13 protein-coding genes are annotated in these 19,315 nt (G+C 38.9%); 8 read left to right on the top strand and 5 right to left on the bottom strand.

The window, feature by feature from the left end; translation table 11 throughout:
* Positions 1–11 precede the first annotated feature (11 nt).
* From recQ to tig, 4 genes are all read right to left on the bottom strand, one after another.
* Positions 12–2,192: a DNA helicase RecQ gene (gene recQ / locus ABLA33_RS05845; protein WP_347719605.1), complete on the bottom strand. Its 2,181-nt coding sequence runs from the start codon at positions 2,190–2,192 to the stop codon at positions 12–14.
* A 230-nt stretch (positions 2,193–2,422) separates the two neighbouring features.
* Positions 2,423–3,673 carry an ATP-dependent Clp protease ATP-binding subunit ClpX gene (gene clpX, locus ABLA33_RS05840; RefSeq protein ID WP_347719604.1) on the bottom strand — a complete coding sequence of 417 codons (1,251 nt, stop codon included), beginning with the start codon at positions 3,671–3,673 and terminating at the stop codon, positions 2,423–2,425.
* Positions 3,674–3,678: 5 nt separating this feature from the next.
* Positions 3,679–4,344 (bottom strand): ATP-dependent Clp endopeptidase proteolytic subunit ClpP, encoded by a 666-nt coding sequence (gene clpP / locus ABLA33_RS05835; protein ID WP_311490407.1) that lies wholly within the window; start codon positions 4,342–4,344, stop codon positions 3,679–3,681.
* A gap of 167 nt (positions 4,345–4,511) precedes the next feature.
* The gene (tig, locus tag ABLA33_RS05830) at positions 4,512–5,870 is read right to left on the bottom strand and encodes a trigger factor (RefSeq protein ID WP_311490409.1); all 1,359 of its coding nucleotides are present in this window, start codon (positions 5,868–5,870) and stop codon (positions 4,512–4,514) included.
* An 848-nt stretch (positions 5,871–6,718) separates the two neighbouring features.
* Here tig and ABLA33_RS05825 point away from each other — a divergent pair.
* The 8 genes from ABLA33_RS05825 (at position 6,719) to lpxA (ending at position 18,427) form a co-directional block, all read left to right on the top strand.
* Positions 6,719–8,335, top strand: coding sequence for an ATP-binding cassette domain-containing protein (locus ABLA33_RS05825; protein WP_347719603.1), 1,617 nt, complete (start codon positions 6,719–6,721; stop codon positions 8,333–8,335).
* Positions 8,336–8,412: 77 nt separating this feature from the next.
* Positions 8,413–9,006 (top strand): nucleotide exchange factor GrpE, encoded by a 594-nt coding sequence (locus tag ABLA33_RS05820; protein ID WP_347719602.1) that lies wholly within the window; start codon positions 8,413–8,415, stop codon positions 9,004–9,006.
* Between the two features lie 6 nt (positions 9,007–9,012).
* Positions 9,013–10,170, top strand: a complete 1,158-nt coding sequence (gene dnaJ, locus ABLA33_RS05815; RefSeq protein ID WP_347719601.1) for a molecular chaperone DnaJ — start codon at positions 9,013–9,015, stop codon at positions 10,168–10,170.
* Positions 10,171–10,209: 39 nt separating this feature from the next.
* A complete protein-coding gene (locus tag ABLA33_RS05810; RefSeq protein WP_347719600.1) occupies positions 10,210–11,505 on the top strand; it encodes a folylpolyglutamate synthase/dihydrofolate synthase family protein in 1,296 nt (431 codons plus the stop codon).
* Between the two features lie 263 nt (positions 11,506–11,768).
* Positions 11,769–12,938 (top strand): efflux RND transporter periplasmic adaptor subunit, encoded by a 1,170-nt coding sequence (locus ABLA33_RS05805; RefSeq protein ID WP_347719599.1) that lies wholly within the window; start codon positions 11,769–11,771, stop codon positions 12,936–12,938.
* Between the two features lie 19 nt (positions 12,939–12,957).
* Positions 12,958–16,164, top strand: coding sequence for an efflux RND transporter permease subunit (locus ABLA33_RS05800; RefSeq protein WP_347719598.1), 3,207 nt, complete (start codon positions 12,958–12,960; stop codon positions 16,162–16,164).
* Between the two features lie 57 nt (positions 16,165–16,221).
* Complete coding sequence (locus ABLA33_RS05795; RefSeq protein ID WP_347719597.1) at positions 16,222–17,607, top strand: efflux transporter outer membrane subunit; 1,386 nt, start codon at positions 16,222–16,224, stop codon at positions 17,605–17,607.
* A 22-nt stretch (positions 17,608–17,629) separates the two neighbouring features.
* Entirely contained in the window at positions 17,630–18,427 is a 798-nt protein-coding gene (lpxA, locus tag ABLA33_RS05790) for an acyl-ACP--UDP-N-acetylglucosamine O-acyltransferase (RefSeq protein WP_347719596.1), read from the top strand.
* Between the two features lie 215 nt (positions 18,428–18,642).
* Here the strand turns inward: lpxA and ABLA33_RS05785 are convergent, their stop codons facing one another.
* Positions 18,643–19,095, bottom strand: a complete 453-nt coding sequence (locus tag ABLA33_RS05785) for a hypothetical protein (protein ID WP_347719595.1) — start codon at positions 19,093–19,095, stop codon at positions 18,643–18,645.
* Positions 19,096–19,315: the final 220 nt, after the last annotated feature.

Raw genomic sequence — 19,315 nt, 5'->3', positions numbered from 1 at the left:
TCGTTCGTTTTTTAATTAGCCATCTCTGACATAAATTTGATTCGTACTAATCGTATTTCGTCTTCTTCATATTCGGAGAGTTCTTCAAGGGCGACATCTATATCGTCTGTATCTGACTCTCGAAAATACTCATAAATTGCATCTACAACATCTGGATCCATAACGTCTTCTATGAAATAATCTATATTTATTTTATTTCCACTATAATAAACAATAGATTCTATTTCATCTAAAAGTTCCTCGAATTCAATACCATTTGCAGTAGCAATATCATCCAATGCAACTTTTCTATCTATTGCTTGAATGATTGCTATCTTTAGTTTTGAATTTTTAGCAACGGTACGAATACGAATGTCCTCTGGGCGGTCAATATCATTATCTACGCAGTACTTACGGATCAAATCACAGAAAGCTTGTCCATAACGCTTAGCCTTTCCTTCACCAACACCAGGAATATTCTTTAATTCCTCCAATGTCTGTGGAAAGACCGTTGCCATAGCTTCTAATGAAGGATCCTGGAAGATCACATAAGGAGGAACTTGTAGTTCTTTAGACATCTTCTTTCGCAAACCTAAAAGCATGTCATACAATTCTGGAGCAACTGCGCAATCAGCTCCACTCTGCACAGGTTCGGTAGTAGAGGTTTCACTATAGTCCTGGTCTTCAATGATTTGGAAAGATACAGGTTCTTTCATAAACCGACGTCCTTTATCCGTAATCTTTAAAACACCATAATTTTCTATTTCTTTATTGAGATAACCAGTTAGTAGTGCTTGACGGATTACTGCATTCCAAAGATGTTCATCTTTATCCTCTCCGCATCCAAAATCATCTAATTCATAGTGTTTATAATCCCGGACACTCTCCGTTTTATGTCCCATAAGAATATCCTTGATATGTTCCGCTCTGAAAACTTCCTTCGTTGCAAGAACCACATTAAGAACTTTCTCCAATTCTTCTTTAGCTTCCACTTTCTTTTTTGGATTTAAACAATTGTCGCAATTTCCACAATTATCTTTAGGGTATTCCTCTCCGAAGTAATGTAAAAGCAATTTACGACGACAGATAGAACTCTCTGCATAAGCTGCTGTCTCTGCCAAAAGTAAATAGCCTATTTCTCGCTCTTGCTCTCCTTTCTTTTCCATAAATTTCTCTAATTTCTTCAAATCATCAGGAGAATAGAATGTAATGCATTTTCCTTCACCATCATCACGTCCAGCTCTACCGGTTTCTTGATAGTAACCTTCAAGACTTTTAGGAATATCATAATGAATGACAAAACGAACATCCGGTTTGTCTATGCCCATACCAAAGGCAATTGTAGCAACAATTACGTCAATGTCTTGCATAAGAAACAGATCTTGAGTCTGCGAACGTTCATCAGGCTCTAAGCCTGCATGATATGGCTTTGCTTTTATCTCGTTAGCCTGCAATACTTTTGCCAGTTCATCAACGGTCTTGCGACTTAAACAATAAATAATACCACTCTTACCTGCATTCTGACGAATGAAAGTAACAATTTCTTTGTTAATCTCTTTAGTCTTAGGCCTAACTTCGTAATATAGATTGGCCCTATTAAAAGAACTCTTAAATTCATCCGCATCTTGAATGCCAAGACTCTTCTTGATATCAAGTCGAACCTTGTCAGTCGCAGTTGCGGTTAAAGCTATAATAGGAGCACGGCCAATTTCATCTACAACCAATCGAATATTTCTGTATTCTGGACGAAAGTCATGTCCCCATTCAGATATACAATGAGCTTCATCTACAGCATAGAAGCTAATCTTTATGGTTTTCAAAAACTCCACATACTCGCGTTTTGCCAAAGATTCAGGAGCGACATAGAGAAGTTTTGTTTTACCTGAAAGTATATCTGATTTTACTTGGTCAATATCGCTTTTATTAAGTGAGGAGTTTATAAAATGAGCGACACCATCTTCTTCACAGGTATGACGAATTGCATCCACTTGATTCTTCATCAATGCTATTAGCGGGGATATTACAATTGCCGTTCCTTGCATCAACAAAGAAGGCAACTGATAACACATACTCTTTCCTCCACCTGTAGGCATCAGAACAAAGACATCCTTACCACTAAGCAAGGATAGAATAATGTCTTCTTGGTTCTTCTTGAAACAATCAAAACCAAAATACTTCTTTAGTGCTCTATGTATTTCAGACCTTTCTATCATACCATTATATGTCCTCATGATATATACATATTACTATGTTTCGGCAGAACAAAGATAAAACAAAGTTTTAGAAATGTCTATACAAAAACTAATGAAATCGGCTATATTTTTAACAAAGCTCCCCTATATCTAATCTATAACACAAGAAAAATCCAGCCAATCTCACTTTGTTAGGCAAAGATGGAATTAGCTGGATTATAAAATTGGTATATTGTTAAATAAAATAGAGATTAAGCAAGTTTACCTCTTTCTTTCTCAAACTCCTGTTCTGCGTATTCGCGTGTAATGACCAATTTCTTCTTTCGTGTAGAAGGGGTCTCATACATGACATTCATCATAATACTCTCCATTATCGAGCGCAATCCACGTGCACCAAGTTTATATTCAAGTGCTTTATTTACGACATAATCCAACGCTTCATCTTCAAACTCAAGAGTAACACCATCTAAGCGAAAAAGCTCAATATATTGCTTCACCAAACTATTTTTGGGTTCAGATAGGATACGCCGCAACGCTTCTTTATCTAAGGGATTAAGATATGTCAAAACAGGTAGACGCCCAATGATTTCTGGGATAAGTCCAAAACTCTTCAGATCCATGGGCTCTATATACTGCATTAAATTCTTTGGATCTATTTTTTTTATATTGCCCACGGAATTATAGCCAACAGTATGAGTGTTGAGGCGCTGAGCTATTTTCTTCTCTATTCCATCGAACGCTCCACCACAAATAAAGAGAATATTTCGTGTATCAATATGGATATAATCTTGATCTGGATGTTTCCGCCCTCCTTTGGGAGGAACATTTACCATAGATCCTTCAAGCAATTTTAACAAACCTTGCTGAACGCCTTCTCCACTCACATCGCGAGTGATACTGGGATTATCTGCTTTACGAGCAATTTTATCTATTTCGTCAATAAAAACTATACCTCGCTCAGCACGTTCTTTGTCATAGTCAGCTTCCTGTAAAAGACGACTCAAGATACTCTCCACATCCTCTCCAACATATCCAGCTTCTGTAAAAACAGTAGCATCCACAATAGTAAAAGGAACATCCAAAAGATTTGCTATAGTACGCGCCAGTAAGGTTTTTCCCGTACCAGTAGTCCCTACCATAATGATGTTGGATTTATCAATACTCACATCATCTTTCTTCGCGGTATCTTCTAACTTGATTAACCTTTTATAATGGTTATAAACAGAGACACTAAGATAGCGTTTTGCATCGTCTTGACCTATTACATACTGATCAAGGTATTCCTTAATTTCCTTAGGTTTTGGGATATCTCGTAGGTTGATAGGCTGATTACTTTTCTTATTGAGATCAGACGAAGAATTAGAATAGAGTCCTGCGTCTTTAAGTACTAGAGATGCTCTTTCAATGCAATCATTACAAATACATCCTTCTGGGCCAGAAAGCAATAAATCTACTTCATCCTCATTTCTTCCACAAAAGGAACAATGCTTTTTATTAGACATTCTTATTATTTTTTCGTAAAAATCTGATCTATCATACCGTATGCCTTTGCCTCTTCACTTGTCATCCAATAGTCACGATCACTATCAGCCCAGACTTTATCAAATGATTGATGACTATGATCTGCTATAATAGTGTAAAGTTCTTTTTTCAACTTCTGAATTTCACGAGCAGTAATCTCAATATCACTTGCTTGTCCTTGTGCTCCCCCCATTGGTTGATGAATCATCACACGACTATGCGGTAACGCCCAACGCTTTCCTTCTTTACCAGCTACAAGTAAGACTGCAGCCATACTCGCTGCCATACCAGTACATATCGTGGAAACCTCAGAACCAATGAACTGCATAGTGTCATAAATTCCCAGACCCGCATAAACACTACCACCTGGACTATTGATATAGATAGAAATATCTTTCCCTGGATCAGCAGAATCTAAATAGAGTAATTGTGCTTGAAGTGTATTAGCAGTATAGTCATCAATTTGAGTCCCCAAAAAGATTATTCTATCCATCATAAGACGACTAAATACATCCATCTGTGTCACGTTCAATTGTCGTTCTTCAAGGATGTAGGGATTTAAGTACTGAGCTTGTGCCTTCACAGCTGAATCTATTGTCATGCTGCTAATGCCCTTTGATAGAGCAAATTTCTCAAAATCTGATTTTATCATATAAATTGATGTCTATTCCTTTATTATAATACTTTATAGAGAGGAACACTACAAAGCTTATGCCAAAAGCTAAGTTTATTTTTATTAGAGATTCTTATCTCTTAGCAAATAGGGGTCAACCTTATTGGCCGCCCCTACTCTAATAGTCATAATCTTACAATAAAAATTTAGTCTTTCTTTTCTTCAAAAAGCTTACCGAAGTCTTCTTGAGAAATAGCTATACGGTTCAGTTTTACTACTTTTTTAAGAACATCTGTTAACTTTTTATCAATAGCACGTTCTACTAGACCATTTACTTGATTTTGATCTTTGAGCATCTGTTGTGCATATTGCTCTAGATATTCATCAGGAATATTTGCCATACCGTACTGAGCAAACTGGAATCGAGCAGCCTCAAGTGCTGTTGCTTTAATATCTTTATCTTCAACTTTCACCTTGTTCGCTTCAGCCAATTGCTCTTTAATGAGATGCCACTTCAATTCCCTAATGCTGTTTTCAAAATTCTCCTCAACAAAGCTTGCATCTTTGTCTTTATTATTAGCAATCATTATACGCTTCAGCATCTCATTGGGGAATTCCAGTTCACCCACCTTCTTTTCTGCATAGGCACGAAGATCGAGCAAGAACTTATAGTCACTATCTGCCTCAAACTGTTTAGCCAGTTGTTCTTTCACCTTTCCGCGGAATTCTTCTTCACTCTTCACGGTATCCTTGCCAAACATACGATCAAAGAATTCTTGATTGAGCTCTGCTGGAACATAGCGACTGATTTCATCAACCTGGAAGCTAAAGTTGCCTTTATGTTTTTCTGCCTCCTCTTTTGTTATATGAAGAAGAGAGGCCAACTCCGTATTACCATAAGCTTCAGCAGGATTGAACGTCAGAACATCATTCTTCTTTGCACCGTCAAAGATTTTCTTTTGATCTTCAGACTGCATATACTGAGGCATAAGGCTACCCTTTTCTACTTGTACACCTCCCTCGATAGGCTGACCGTCCTGGCCAAGTTCTGCAAGCATGCCGCGAAGGATATCCCCCTCTTTATATTCCTCTACTTCTTCTGGGTGACCGGCTTGCTGTGTCAAGGCTTTTACCTGCTGATCAATTTGCTCCTCACTCACCTCGATTGCATAATAATCGATAGAGTCTTTGTCTGTAAGTTCAATCTTGAATTCTGGTGTAAGAGCGACATCAAAAGCAAATTCAAATTCATCTTGATTTTCGATATCTTGAGTTTGCTGTTGCTCATTTGGTAATGGTTCGCCCAGGATATTTAGCTTTTCTTCACGAATATAAGAAAAGAGCTTGTCAGAAAGAAGCTTATTGATAGTTTCCATCTTAGCCTGAGCGCCATATATTTTCTTAGCCATGCCAAAAGGAATTTTACCAGGACGAAAGCCTGGCATCTGAGCCTTCTGACAGAAGTTTTTAATTGCTTTTGTTACGTCAGCCTCATAGTCAGCTTTCTCCATCTTCAAAGTGATGACAGCAGTAACGGGCGTTTTCTTTTCTAATGAGATATTCATATTATTAATTATATTTGTTTTCGCTTTGAGAATTCGGCTTGCAAAAATAACACATTCTTCTTAGAGCATCAAATTATTATATGTCTTTTTTGCCTAAACTAAATCTCTCCTCACATTGTATCAAACATCATCAATGTGTTTTATCTTATTCTCCATAAATATCTTTGGCACAACAAATAGCAAAGAAGAGCTATATACACTTGAACCTCAATCTCATGTATTCCACAACTACTCAGGTATAAAACAAAAGTAAGAATTATCTGCCTCCTCATATATTAAACAATCGTTTTATTTGACAACTAACTTCTTTGTTTTAGAAAATAGACCAATAAAGCTCTTATATATCCCGACAAAAAAACGATACGGCATTCTATTTCCTAAATAAAAAACTACAGTATACGTAAATTTCCAAGTATCAAAATACACATTTCACTCATTTTGTCCAAAAAATCAATAAAGAAGTCAGCTCACACCCTTATTATATTTCGAAATACTCTTATTCTATTTTTAAATAGCATTATTACATTTCTAAATTTCAGGCAGAAATATATCTTCTTCCTTGAAAATTTAAAACAATCTTATACTACTCCAGTTCTTAAAATTTGCGCTATTTTGCTCTCTGAAAAGAAAATTGATTTTCAAGCCATCCTCGATAGTTTAGAATACGAATTTTATTTACAAACATAAGGTTGTTTTACAAAAAATAAGGACGAATACTTACTCTATAGATATAGACTAATATTAAACGCCACCAACTAATTCTGTTTCAGGCGATGCACAGAGAGTCACTTTGCTCTCTCGTGGAAAAAGTGTAACTTTGCATTCGTAAAAAAAACAAAATTCAAAGAATGATTACAGTTACAAACCTGGCCATCCAGTTTGGCAAACGCGTCTTATATAAAGATGTGAATATGAAGTTCACTAATGGCAACATTTATGGTATTATTGGTGCCAACGGAGCCGGAAAGTCTACGCTGCTAAAAGCTATCAGTGGTGAATTAGAGCCCACGAAAGGTAGTATTGAATTAGGACCTGGTGAACGCTTGAGTGTCCTTTCTCAAGACCACTTTAAGTTTGACGAGCATAGCGTTTTAGAAACAGTACTTATGGGCCACACAACGATGTGGAGCGTTATGAAAGAACGCGAATCTCTTTATTCAAAAGAAGATTTTAGCGATGAAGATGGTATCCGAGTAGCAGAATTAGAAGATAAATTTGCGGAGATGGGTGGCTACACGGCAGAGAATGATGCAGCAGCCCTGCTTGAAGGCCTTGGCATAAAGGTTGAACTTCACAATAAGTTGGTTGGTGAACTCTCTGGTAAAGAAAAGGTTCGCGTCATGCTAGCACAAGCACTATTCGGAGAGCCTGACAATCTTTTATTGGATGAGCCAACCAATGACTTGGACCTTGAAACTGTAGAGTGGCTAGAAGACTATTTAGGCAACTTTGAACACACTGTTCTCGTCGTTAGTCACGACCGCCATTTCCTTGATCAAGTCTGCACACACACAGTTGATATCGATTTTGGCAAAGTAACCCTCTACGCCGGTAACTACTCCTTCTGGTATGAATCATCTCAGCTTGCACTACGACAAGCTCAGAATCAGAAACAAAAGTCGGAGGAGAAGAAAAAAGAGTTAGAAGAATTCATTCGCCGCTTTTCTGCTAATGCAGCTAAGAGCCGTCAAACAACTAGTCGTAAGAAGATGTTGGAAAAACTTAATGTCGAAGAAATTAAACCTTCTACGCGTAAATATCCAGGTATTATATTCCAAATGGAACGTGAACCAGGTAATCAAATCCTTGAAGTTAACGATCTAAAAGCCACGACTGAAGACGGAGAGATTCTATTTAGCAATGTCACTTTCAACGTAGAACAAGGAGAAAAGGTTGTATTTATCGGCCATGACCCACGTGCTATGACAGCCCTTTTTGAAATTATCAATGGCAATACTAAACCTATACAAGGAAGCTATAAATGGGGCGTCACCATTACAACAGCATATCTCCCCTTGGATAATACGAAATTCTTCAATACGGATTTAAACATGCTCGATTGGCTGAGCCAATTTGGTGTAGGAAACGAAGTGTTCTTCAAAGCCTACCTAGGACGAATGCTCTTCAAGGATGAAGACATTCAGAAGAAAGTCAGTGTACTTAGCGGTGGTGAAAAAATGCGTTGTATGATAGCACGTATGCAACTCAACAATGCAAACTGTTTAATATTGGATACTCCAACAAATCACTTGGATATGGAAAGTATTCAGGCATTCAATAACAACTTGAAACTCTTTAAAGGTAATATTCTCTTTGCCAGTCACGACCATGAGTTTATCAATACTATTGCAAATCGCATCATAGAACTTACTCCCAATGGGTGCATTGACAAACTGATGAATTATGAAGATTACATCCATGATGAACATATCAAGGAATTAAGAGATAAGATGTATGCAAAATAAAACAGCCAGCTCTTCTGAGCTAAAACTGGTATACAATTTGTATTATTTCACATAGTATACAATTTACATTATATATCATGTCAAAAAATAAACACTATAACAAAGAGGAACAAGAAATCCATTTAAAAGATACAACAGAAAGGCGAAGTAATCAGGCAAACGAAACAACTCTTCAAGCAGACGCAGAAGGAGAAGTTCAAAAAGAAAAAATTACAACAGAAGAGAAACTTGCAGCTGCAGAAGAAGAAAACGCAAAACTGAAGGATCAATTATTGCGCCAAATTGCGGAATTCGACAACTATCGGAAACGCACACTAAAGGAGAAGGCTGAACTCATTTTGAACGGAGGAGAAAAGACACTCTCCTCTTTACTTCCCATTTTGGACGATTTGGAACGTGCTGAAAAGAACATCCAAGAAAACACTAATATTGAGACACTCAAAGAAGGTCTAGATCTCGTTTTCAAGAAGTTCCGTAACACACTGGAGAAACAAGGACTGAAAGCAATTGAGACAAAAAATCAGGATTTTAATACAGATTTTCATGAAGCTATTGCCATGATTCCTGTACCCGAAGGAGATCAAAAAGGGAAAGTTATAGATTGCGTTCAAACGGGTTATACACTTAATGATAAAGTCATACGCCATGCAAAGGTGGCTGTAGGTCAATAAAAGAACATGGAAGAAGACTACTACAAGATTCTAGGTGTCGAAAAGGATGCAACGACGGATCAAATAAAAAAAGCCTATCGCCGCACAGCCATAAAATATCATCCTGATCGCAACCCTAATAATAAAGAAGCCGAAGAAAAATTCAAACAGGCAGCTGAGGCCTATGAAGTATTAAGTGATCCTGAGAAGCGTGCAAAATATGACCAGTTTGGAAAAGCAGGTGTTGACGGGAATACTGGAGGATTTGGAGGATTCGATGCTAACGGCATGGATCTCAATGATATCATTCGCAACTTCGCACAAAATTTTGGTTTTGGCGGCTTCAGTGGTTCATTTGACGATGCAAGCAGCACTGGTCCACGTAAATACCAAGGCAGCGATTTGAGAGTTAAAGCAAAGCTCACGTTGCAAGAAATGGCACAAGGCGTCACAAAGAAATATAAGATTCAAAAAGATATAACTTGCCCCGAATGCCACGGAAGCGGATGTGAAAAGGATTATAAGCCAGAAAATTGTACTACTTGTCAAGGACGTGGCTATGTACTACACACACGGCAGTCTTTTTTTGGTATGACTCAAGTACAGGAACCTTGCCCAACATGTCATGGAGAAGGCACAGTTATAAAAAAGCCTTGTAGTCATTGTCATGGTGAAGGAATTGTCAAAGGCGAAGAGATTGTAGAAGTAAAGATTCCTGCAGGTGTCGTTGAAGGTATGATTGTTAATGCTAATGGCAAAGGCAATGCAGGCAAGCATAATGGCATTCCTGGTAATATTCAAGTAGTCATTGAAGAGATACCCCACCCTGAACTAATTCGTGATGGACAGGATTTAATATATAATTTATTACTAACTATCCCTCAAGCTGTCCTAGGAGATTCCGTTGAAATCCCAACCATTGATGGGAAGGCTAAAATAAATATTAAAGCGGGCACACAACCTGGGACAACGCTTCGCCTCCGTGGCAAGGGGCTACCAGCAATTAAGGGATATGGTTATGGAACTGGAGATATTATTGTCAATGTCAGTATATATATTCCTGAAACCTTATCAAAGACAGAGAAAAGAATTTTTGAAGATCTAAAAGATAGTGAGAATATCCAAAGCTCTCCATCTATTAAAGATAAGATTTTCAAAGCTTTCAAAAATTATTTTAAAGCTTAACTATAATAGCTCCTTTCAGCTGAAAGGAGCTTTTTCGATATGAACTACTCGGAAACTATTCATTATTTATTTAATGTAACACCTCTATTCCAAAATCTTGGAGCAGGGGCCTACAAACCTGGACTGCGAACAACGGAGACTCTTGATGAGCATTTTGAACATCCACACCATAGATTTCGCAGCATTCACGTAGCAGGAACAAATGGGAAAGGGAGTTGTAGCCATACCATAGCTGCTATACTTCAAGCTGCGGGTTATAAAGTTGGTTTGTTTACCTCTCCGCATCTACTAGATTTTCGTGAACGAATCCGCATCAATGGAATAATGATTCCAGAACAATATGTAATTGATTTTGTGGAAAAAGAAAAGAGTTTTTTCGAGCCTCTCCATCCGTCGTTCTTTGAAATTACAACAGCTATGGCCTTCAAGTATTTTGCAGAAGAACATGTGGATGTAGCTGTCATTGAAGTTGGATTGGGAGGACGCTTGGATTGCACTAATATCATTAAGCCAGAACTCTCTATCATAACTAATATAAGTTTTGATCACCAACAGTTCTTAGGCAATACACTTACAGAAATTGCAGGAGAAAAAGCAGGTATCATAAAAAGAGATATACCTGTTATTATTGGAGAGACAGTACCAGAAACTCGGCTTGTTTTTAAAGAAAAGGCTAAAACAGTAGATACAAGGATTATCTTTGCAGAAGATGCCCCTATTGTTCTGAAATCTTTTGTTAATGGAAAGAACTTTAGAGTCTATAACACAACCATCTACGGAGAGATTTTTGGAGCACTAACAGGAGATTGCCAAGATAAAAATACAAACACAATTCTGACCGCGATTACTCATTTAGACTGTTTCAAGATTCCACTACAAGCAATTTTAAGAGGCTTTGCAGAAGTTTGCGAAACGACGGGACTCATGGGACGCTGGCAATATATACAAAAAAATCCCACAGTTGTTTGTGATACAGGTCATAATATGGGAGGATGGAAATACTTGGGAGAACGATTGACTAAAATCAGCCAAGAGCAAACCCTCAAAATTGTCTTCGGTATGGCCAACGATAAAGACATTGATGGAGTTTTAGAGATTCTTCCTAAAACCGCGCAATACTATTGGGCTCACGCTAGTGTTGATAGAGCAATTACTGAATCACAGCTTGAAGGAATTGCAGCAAAATATGCACTACGAGGAAAAAAATTCACAACAGTAGAAGCGGCATATAAACAAGCACTTCTAGAGGCTTCAGCAAATGATTTCATTTTTGTAGGAGGCAGCAACTTTGTTGTATCAGATCTTTTATCTTATCTTAATCGCCTAGAAGCATAGGAATGCCACAAAATACTATACGATCGTGCTAACATCTGTCTAGACAAGAATCACCAATTATGTCAGCAGAAGTTAGCACATTCTTTTATACATTTGTTAAAATATTATAAGCCATGAAAAACCAAGGAGAAAACCACATGATTATTATTAGTTTCTACAGTATCTTTGCATTTGTAAAATCTATATTCAGATACAACTGATTAAAAGAATAATAAACACCTCGGACTACTTGAAACAACAAAACATCATAGATAAAAAGAATTATGAGAAGATTTGCCTATTTAGCACTCGGTATTATCCTATTTGCCGGTTGCAGCAAGAAACAACAAGGTTTGCCAGACGCAGACAACAGTTATGCAGTAGAAACTGTCAATTCGTCTAGTGCAGACTTAAACACAACTTATCCTGCTACAATAAGGGGTATTCAAGATGTTGAAATTCGTCCAAAAATCGCGGGTAATATAACTCAGATCTATGTAGCTGAAGGACAAGCTGTCCATCGTGGACAAATATTATTCACTATTGATAGCGAACAGTATGTTGCAGCCGTAAGAGCTGCAGAGGCTCAAATCAAAGTATGTCAAGCAAATATTGCAACTCAAAGGCTGACAGTTGCCAATCAACGCCTACTTCATTCTAAGCAGATTATAAGTGATTATGCTATGAAGTCGGCAGAGAATCAATTACAAGCACTACAGGCTCAACTAGCGAGTGCACAAGCACAATTATCCAGTGCACGCGATAACCTTAAATGGTGTACTGTCAGCAGTCCTGCTGATGGTGTCATAGGTCTTCTTCCTTATAAAGTTGGTACACTTGTTGGTCCATCTATGGCTGAAGCATTTACAACTGTCAGCAATATAGAGCGTGTCCACATTTATTTTTCAATGACGGAAAAACAACTTTTAGCTATGGCTCGCACTAGCAATGGAGGAGTGAAAGCTGCAATCAAAAACATGCCAAATGTTCGATTAAAGTTAGCAGATGGGACTATATACGATGAATATGGAACTATTGATGCTGTTAGTGGAGTAATCAACCAATCTACAGGCGCCGTACAGATGCGCGCAACATTCTCAAATAGTCGTCATTTACTCCACAGTGGAGGAACAGGTAATATCCTTTTGCCCACAATTGTAAGCAATACAATAAAAGTACCTCAGGCAGCAGTCACAGAGATTCAAGATAAAAAATTTGTTTACATTGTTGGTGCTAAAAATAAAGTCAAAAGCACTGAAATTACTGTTGAGGAACAGAACGATGGTACATACTATTATGTAACAAGTGGATTAAAAGCGGGTGATCGCATTGTTATAGAAGGTGTTCAGAACCTAAAGGATGATATGGAGATCAAGCCTATCACTCCTCAGCAAGCAGCAGAAAAAAGAGCACAAGCTGCAAAAGACGTAAAAGAGGGGAAACTCCCGTTTTAACACTTAAAGTATTGATATCATGTCGTTAGATAGATTTATAAATCGGCCTGTACTGTCTACCGTTATTTCGATTTTCATTGTAATTCTCGGTATCATCAGTATCACCTCACTGCCTATTACGCAGTACCCAGAAATTGCACCACCAACTGTTTCGGTAGCAACCTCATACACTGGTGCAAACGCTCAGTCTGTACTCAACTCTGTGATCATGCCGTTGGAAGAACAGATCAATGGTGTAGAGAATATGGACTATATGACATCCACCGCAACAAATACTGGCCAGGCAAATATTTCCATCACGTTCAAACAAGGGACTGATGCGGATATGGCTGCCATCAACGTACAGAACCGTGTAAGCATGGCGCAAGGTCTTCTTCCAGCGGAAGTAACACGTGTAGGTGTCATCACTCAAAAGCGTCAGAGTTCTATGCTAGTGGTTTTCTCCCTCGTTGACATGGAAGATAAATACTCGCAAGAATTCCTCGACAACTATGCAAAAATTAATGTTGTCCCGCAGATACAGCGTATTAAAGGAGTGGGTGAAGCCATGGTCATGGGTTCTGACTATTCGATGCGTATATGGTTAGATCCAGCTAAAATGGCGGAATATCACCTGATGCCTTCTGATGTCACAGCAGCCTTAGCCACTCAAAATATTGAGGCAGCTCCTGGTACTCTCGGTGAACGCGAAAATCAAACATATCAATACACTCTTACATGGAAAGGACGCCTCTCTACTGAAACAGAATTTGGTGATATTGTTATCAAGGCATTGCCAGAGGGGGAAGTTCTGCGCTTGAAAGATGTTGCAAAAATTGAATTAGGTAGCAGTAGTTACAGCTTTGGTGGCAAGGTAAATGGGCATAAAGCCGTCACATGTATCGTCTTCCAGCTTTCAGGAACAAATGCTACTGAAACAGTAAGCAATATCACGAAATTCCTTGATGCCCAATCTGCATCCCTTCCCAACGGAATGGAGTTTGTACAAGCACAAAATGTAAACGACTTCCTTTTTGCATCAGTAGAAGAAGTTATCAAGACTTTGCTTGAAGCTTTTATCCTAGTATTCTTAGTCGTCTATATTTTCTTGCAAGATATGCGTTCTACGCTCATCCCTGCCATTGCAATCCCCGTCAGTCTGATTGGTGCATTCTTTGGTATGAGTCTCTTAGGATTTTCTATCAACCTACTCACCCTGAATGCTCTTGTCTTGGCCATTGCGATTGTAGTAGATGATGCGATTATTGTAGTAGAAGGTGTTCACGCAAAGCTAGACCAGGGCTACTCTTCAACAAAGAAGGCCTCCATTGATGCCATGCGCGAGCTGAGCGGTGCTCTTGTTAGCATCACGCTCATCATGATGGCAGTATTTATTCCAGTAAGCTTTATCAGTGGAACGTCCGGAACCTTCTATCGCCAATTCGGTCTGACAATGGCTATCTCCATATTCTTCTCTGCCTTAAATGCTCTTACGCTATCACCTGCCTTGTGCGCAATCTTCTTAAAAGCACACGACAAGGATGGAAAAGAGAGGAAGATGAGTTTCGTTGATAAATTCCATACAGCATTTAATACATCTTACGAACGCATCCTTGGAAAATATAAGAATTCGGTTGTTAAGATATGTCGCCGTCCAATTATTGCTATTTCAGCTGTAATTATTGGTATTGCTGGACTTATGTTCCTCATGAAAGTCACCCCAGATGATATGATACCTTCTGAGGATACTGGCACCATCATGGGGGCTATATCTCTCCCCCCTGGAACTTCGCAGGATCGCACAGACAAAGTCTTAGCCCAAGTTGACAGTATTGTTGCTGCATGTCCAGCAGTCCAGAGTCATACGCTTATTTCTGGGTATGGTATGACCGGTGGACAAGGTGCAAGTTATGGCTCAATTATTATTAAACTTAAACCATGGTCGGAACGTTCAATGAAGGAAAATTCACAAATTTTGGCCATCCAGTTTTTACTTCGTTCACGCGATGTTATCAAGGATGCACAAGTGCTTTTCTTCCAACCGCCTATGATTATGGGTTATGGTACTACAAATGGTTTTACCTTCTCTCTCCAAGACCGAACAGGTGGTGATTTAAATAAATTCTTCAAGGTAGCTCAAGATTTTATTGCAAAGTTGCAGGAACGCCCCGAAATTCAACAGGCACAGACGACCTTTAGTCCTAATTTCCCTCAATACCTTATTGATATAGATCCTGCACAATGTCTGAAAGCCGGTTTAACGCCGAGCGATATTCTCACAACTCTGCAAGGGTATATTGGTGGCCTTTACTCCTCCAACTTCAACCGCTTCGGTAAATTGTATCGTGTTATGATACAAGCAGAGGGAGACAAGCGGGTTAATACGGAAAGCCTGAAGAATATCATGGTTCGCAATGGTAGTGTAATGGCTCCTATCACGCAATTTATGTCTATCAAACGTGTTTACGGTCCCGATAATATCAACCGTTTTAACATGTACACATCCATCTCCGTGAATGGTTCTCCTGCGAGTGGGTACACTTCTGGACAAGCAATGAAAGCCATTGAAGAAACAGCGGCTCAGAATCTTCCTGCAGGCTACAGTTACGAATATTCTGGTATGACTCGTGAGCAGAACAATCAGTCAAATACAACAATCTATGTATTCGCCCTCTGTTTGCTATTCATTTATCTCCTTCTTGCTGCACAGTATGAAAGCTATATCCTCCCTTGGGCAGTACTACTTTCTGTACCCTTCGGTCTTGCAGGTTCGTTCCTTTTCTTGTGGATGATGGGGGGTATAAATCAGATTCTACCAATATTCGATAATGCATCTAACAACATATACGTACAGATTGCGTTGATCATGTTGATGGGACTTTTAGCAAAAAATGCAATTCTCATTGTAGAGTTTGCCCTCGAACGCCGAAAGATGGGTATGAGCATCACTTGGGCCGCAGTTCTCGGTGCTGGTGCACGTTTACGCCCCATCTTGATGACCTCCTTAGCTATGATTGTCGGACTCTTACCTTTAATGTTCAATTTTGGTGTTGGTGCCCACGGAAATAGATCTCTTGGTACAACTGCCGTTGGAGGTATGCTAGTAGGCGTTATTTGCCAAATCTTCTTCGTCCCATCCTTATTTGTCATATTCCAATCCATTCAAGAACGCTTCAAGCCGATGATTTGGGAAGATATTGACAATAGTGATGCAGAAGCAGACATTGAGCAGTACACAAAAAAATAATTTCTATGAAGCCAGTTGGAATACACTCCCAACTGCGCTTCTTTCCAAGATAAAATTATGAAGAATTTTCTTTTTATAATCATTGCAAGTGCTACCCTATCGTCTTGCGGCCTCTATAAAAATTACGAACGTCCAGCAGATATAAAAATACCCAATAATATCTATAGAGATTCTACTAAGCTGGAGAACATTATAGATGCCGATACGACAAACTTTGGTAATATGCCATGGCGTGAAGTCTTTGTCGATACACATCTTCAAAACCTCATAGAGAAAGCTCTTGCTAATAACACAAATTTGCAGCAGGCTGACTTAACAATTCGTCAAGCTGAAGCGGGATTAAAGATTAGTAGGTTGGCCTTCCTCCCTAGTGTAAGTTTATCCCCGCAAGGAACAATTACTAGTTGGGACTTTAGTAAGGCAACAAAGACCTACAGCATTCCTGTACAAGCCAGCTGGCAAATTGATGCCTTTGGTACATTGCGCAATGCAAAGAAACAAAGCGAAATGAGTTTGATGCAAACACGTGCTGCCAAACAGGCCACACGCACCTCTATTATTGCATCTGTAGCTAATCTCTATTACACTCTTGAGATGCTCGACGCTCAACTTGCTACAACCAAAGCTACAGCAGAACTTTGGGATAAGAATGTATCTGCAATGGAAACGATGTTTAAGGCTGGAATCACTAATAGCTCTGCCGTATCACAAGCAAAAGCCAATCGACTTTCTATTCTTACAACTATTCCTGCAATGCAAGCAAGCATTCAGAAAGCAGAGAATTCTCTTTGTGCGCTCCTCCATGAGGCTCCTCACTCCATAGAGCGTGGATCACTGGAAGATGTCAAACTCCCCTCTTCGCTTTCAGCTGGTGTCCCAATGCAGTTACTCTCCAATAGACCAGATGTGAGAAGTGCAGAACTCCAAATGGCCTATGCCTTCTATGGGGTTCTTGGTGCACGTGGTGCTTTCTACCCGAAAATCACCCTTTCCGGTGCAGCATCTTGGACAAATAGTGGAGGTTTAGGAGTTGTGAATCCGGGAAAAATACTAGCATCTGCTGTAGGCTCGCTTGTTCAGCCGCTCTTTACACAAGGAAAACTTCGTGCTAATCTTGACATTGCTAAAGCGCAACAAGAAAGTGCAACACTTAGTTTTGAGCAAAAACTTCTTGATGCAGGAAACGAAGTGAACGAAGCTATCGACAACTATAATGCTGCAAAGCTCCGCATTGACGGCAATAAGGAATTGGTAAAAGAACTCACAAAGAGTGTTGAAACCACTGATTTCATTTTCAAGAATGACAATTCTGTTTCGTATCTTGAAACACTTACCGCTCAACAAAGCCTTCTTCAAGCTCAACTGAATCTCATTAGTGCAAAACTTGATAAAGTCCAAGCCGTCATCAGCCTCTATCAAGCACTCGGTGGTGGCCGCGACTAAACCTTTATTTAACCGTTAAGTTATGGCAAATCAAATTAGTCCATTAGCCTCCATTGCCGCTTCGGCACAACTGGGTGAGAACATTAAGGTAGGACCTTTCGCAGTTATTGGTGAGAATGTCGTCATTGGTAACAACTGCGATATTCATGCCCATGTATCAATCCTTCCGGGAACAACCATTGGTTCTGACAACCGCTTCTTTGAAAATACTGTGGTAGGAGCAGAACCACAGAGTTTTCGCTACAAGGGAGGAGAAAGTCGCCTAGTTATTGGTAACGGCAATACCATTCGCGAAAATGTAGTAATAGCTGGATCTCTAAATGCAGACCATGCTACGACCATTGGTGACGAAAACTTCATTATGGATGGTGTGCATATCTGTCATGATGTCCAAATAGCCAACCACTGCGTTGTAGGCATTCATTCTCAGATTTCTGGAGATTGCTTGATAGAGGACAATGTCATTCTTTCATCGGCAGTTATCTTGCAACATAAAGTTCGTGTAGGTCGATACACTCTAGTACAAAATGGCTGCCGCACAAGAAAAGATATCCCGCCCTATATTATTCTTGGCGGAAATCCTGCTACATACCATGGAGTGAATGCTGAAATACTCTCCCAATATGCAGGCGTCAGTGAAAAAATTCTTCGCCATATTTCCAACACATATCGCCTTATATATATGGGCAACTTCTCTCTTGAAGATGCTCTCATCCGTATTGGGCAGCAGATTCCGCAGAGCGAAGAAATTGACAATATAGTTAATTTCATCAAAGCTTCAGAACAAGGCATTGTGAGGAGAATGAAAGAAGAACAATAATACAAACAACATAAAAAGACACGGAAAATACCTTATTTTCCGTGTCTTTCATTTATTACTCTTCAAAGCCCCAAAAAACAGTACTATTACAGCATGTAAAAAAACACAAATGTAGTAATCCCAATTCGGTTTAAGGATTTTTTGGGGTAATAGTGCACAGTTCCTCCTTTCGATCTTTATTCTCAACCGAAAGAAAAGTGTTTCATAAAAAGTTTTTAGAACAGAGTCAACTGTTTTACTTTCTCTATTTCTCTCATCTCAAACTCCATATTGATGGAAAGTTGGGTGTCTGTAGAATCAATAAAGGTTATTCCTGTACACTCACCCATTAATCCTAGTTTGAGAAAGAGCAATAAGGGTATTGCAACACGAGGAATACGCTCAACAAAGCGTGTATAAGAGAGTAGATCGGGGAAACTCTTTTTTAGTTCTCGGCAAACATAAATGAGATAGAAATGTTTGAAATTCCGAAATGTATTGTTGTGGAACAAAATAAGAATTGTAATCATTTCAGCATCACTCATTCGTCCTTTTCTCTTGCGATGTTTTGGACTATTGGCAGAGGGATTTGAGAGCGAAAGAGAGGTTTTGTTCAATGCTAAATGATATTCTTTGCAGAAATCATCTGCAATACAATAGATTTCCGTAACTTTGCTGACAAGTTTCATGAGGATTGTTATTTTGTTATATGATTGAAAATCAACAGTAAATATACAAAAAACAATCCTCTTTTTAGGCTTTTATTGAAACTTTTTTGAGGAAAAAGAAGAACTGCTCATTCCGAATTGGGGCTAATAATAAATAAAAATATTAATTTTGGAGCGTGTTTCTTTAGAGACACAATGACATCGTTGAAAAAATAAGAGGCGTTATGCTTATCTTGTAAGT

Source organism: uncultured Alloprevotella sp., from assembly GCF_963536905.1.
Lineage (GTDB): Bacteria > Bacteroidota > Bacteroidia > Bacteroidales > Bacteroidaceae > Alloprevotella.
This window is presented reverse-complemented; position numbering and strand designations above follow the sequence as displayed.

Bases quoted from the DNA above. Each gene is read 5' to 3' on its own strand.
- recQ (WP_347719605.1), bottom strand. From the start codon at position 2,192: ATGATAGAAAGGTCTGAAATACATAGAGCACTAAAGAAGTATTTTGGT.
- clpX (WP_347719604.1), bottom strand. From the start codon at position 3,673: ATGTCTAATAAAAAGCATTGTTCCTTTTGTGGAAGAAATGAGGATGAA.
- clpP (WP_311490407.1), bottom strand. From the start codon at position 4,344: ATGATAAAATCAGATTTTGAGAAATTTGCTCTATCAAAGGGCATTAGC.
- tig (WP_311490409.1), bottom strand. From the start codon at position 5,870: ATGAATATCTCATTAGAAAAGAAAACGCCCGTTACTGCTGTCATCACT.
- ABLA33_RS05825 (WP_347719603.1), top strand. From the start codon at position 6,719: ATGATTACAGTTACAAACCTGGCCATCCAGTTTGGCAAACGCGTCTTA.
- ABLA33_RS05820 (WP_347719602.1), top strand. From the start codon at position 8,413: ATGTCAAAAAATAAACACTATAACAAAGAGGAACAAGAAATCCATTTA.
- dnaJ (WP_347719601.1), top strand. From the start codon at position 9,013: ATGGAAGAAGACTACTACAAGATTCTAGGTGTCGAAAAGGATGCAACG.
- ABLA33_RS05810 (WP_347719600.1), top strand. From the start codon at position 10,210: ATGAACTACTCGGAAACTATTCATTATTTATTTAATGTAACACCTCTA.
- ABLA33_RS05805 (WP_347719599.1), top strand. From the start codon at position 11,769: ATGAGAAGATTTGCCTATTTAGCACTCGGTATTATCCTATTTGCCGGT.
- ABLA33_RS05800 (WP_347719598.1), top strand. From the start codon at position 12,958: ATGTCGTTAGATAGATTTATAAATCGGCCTGTACTGTCTACCGTTATT.
- ABLA33_RS05795 (WP_347719597.1), top strand. From the start codon at position 16,222: ATGAAGAATTTTCTTTTTATAATCATTGCAAGTGCTACCCTATCGTCT.
- lpxA (WP_347719596.1), top strand. From the start codon at position 17,630: ATGGCAAATCAAATTAGTCCATTAGCCTCCATTGCCGCTTCGGCACAA.
- ABLA33_RS05785 (WP_347719595.1), bottom strand. From the start codon at position 19,095: ATGAAACTTGTCAGCAAAGTTACGGAAATCTATTGTATTGCAGATGAT.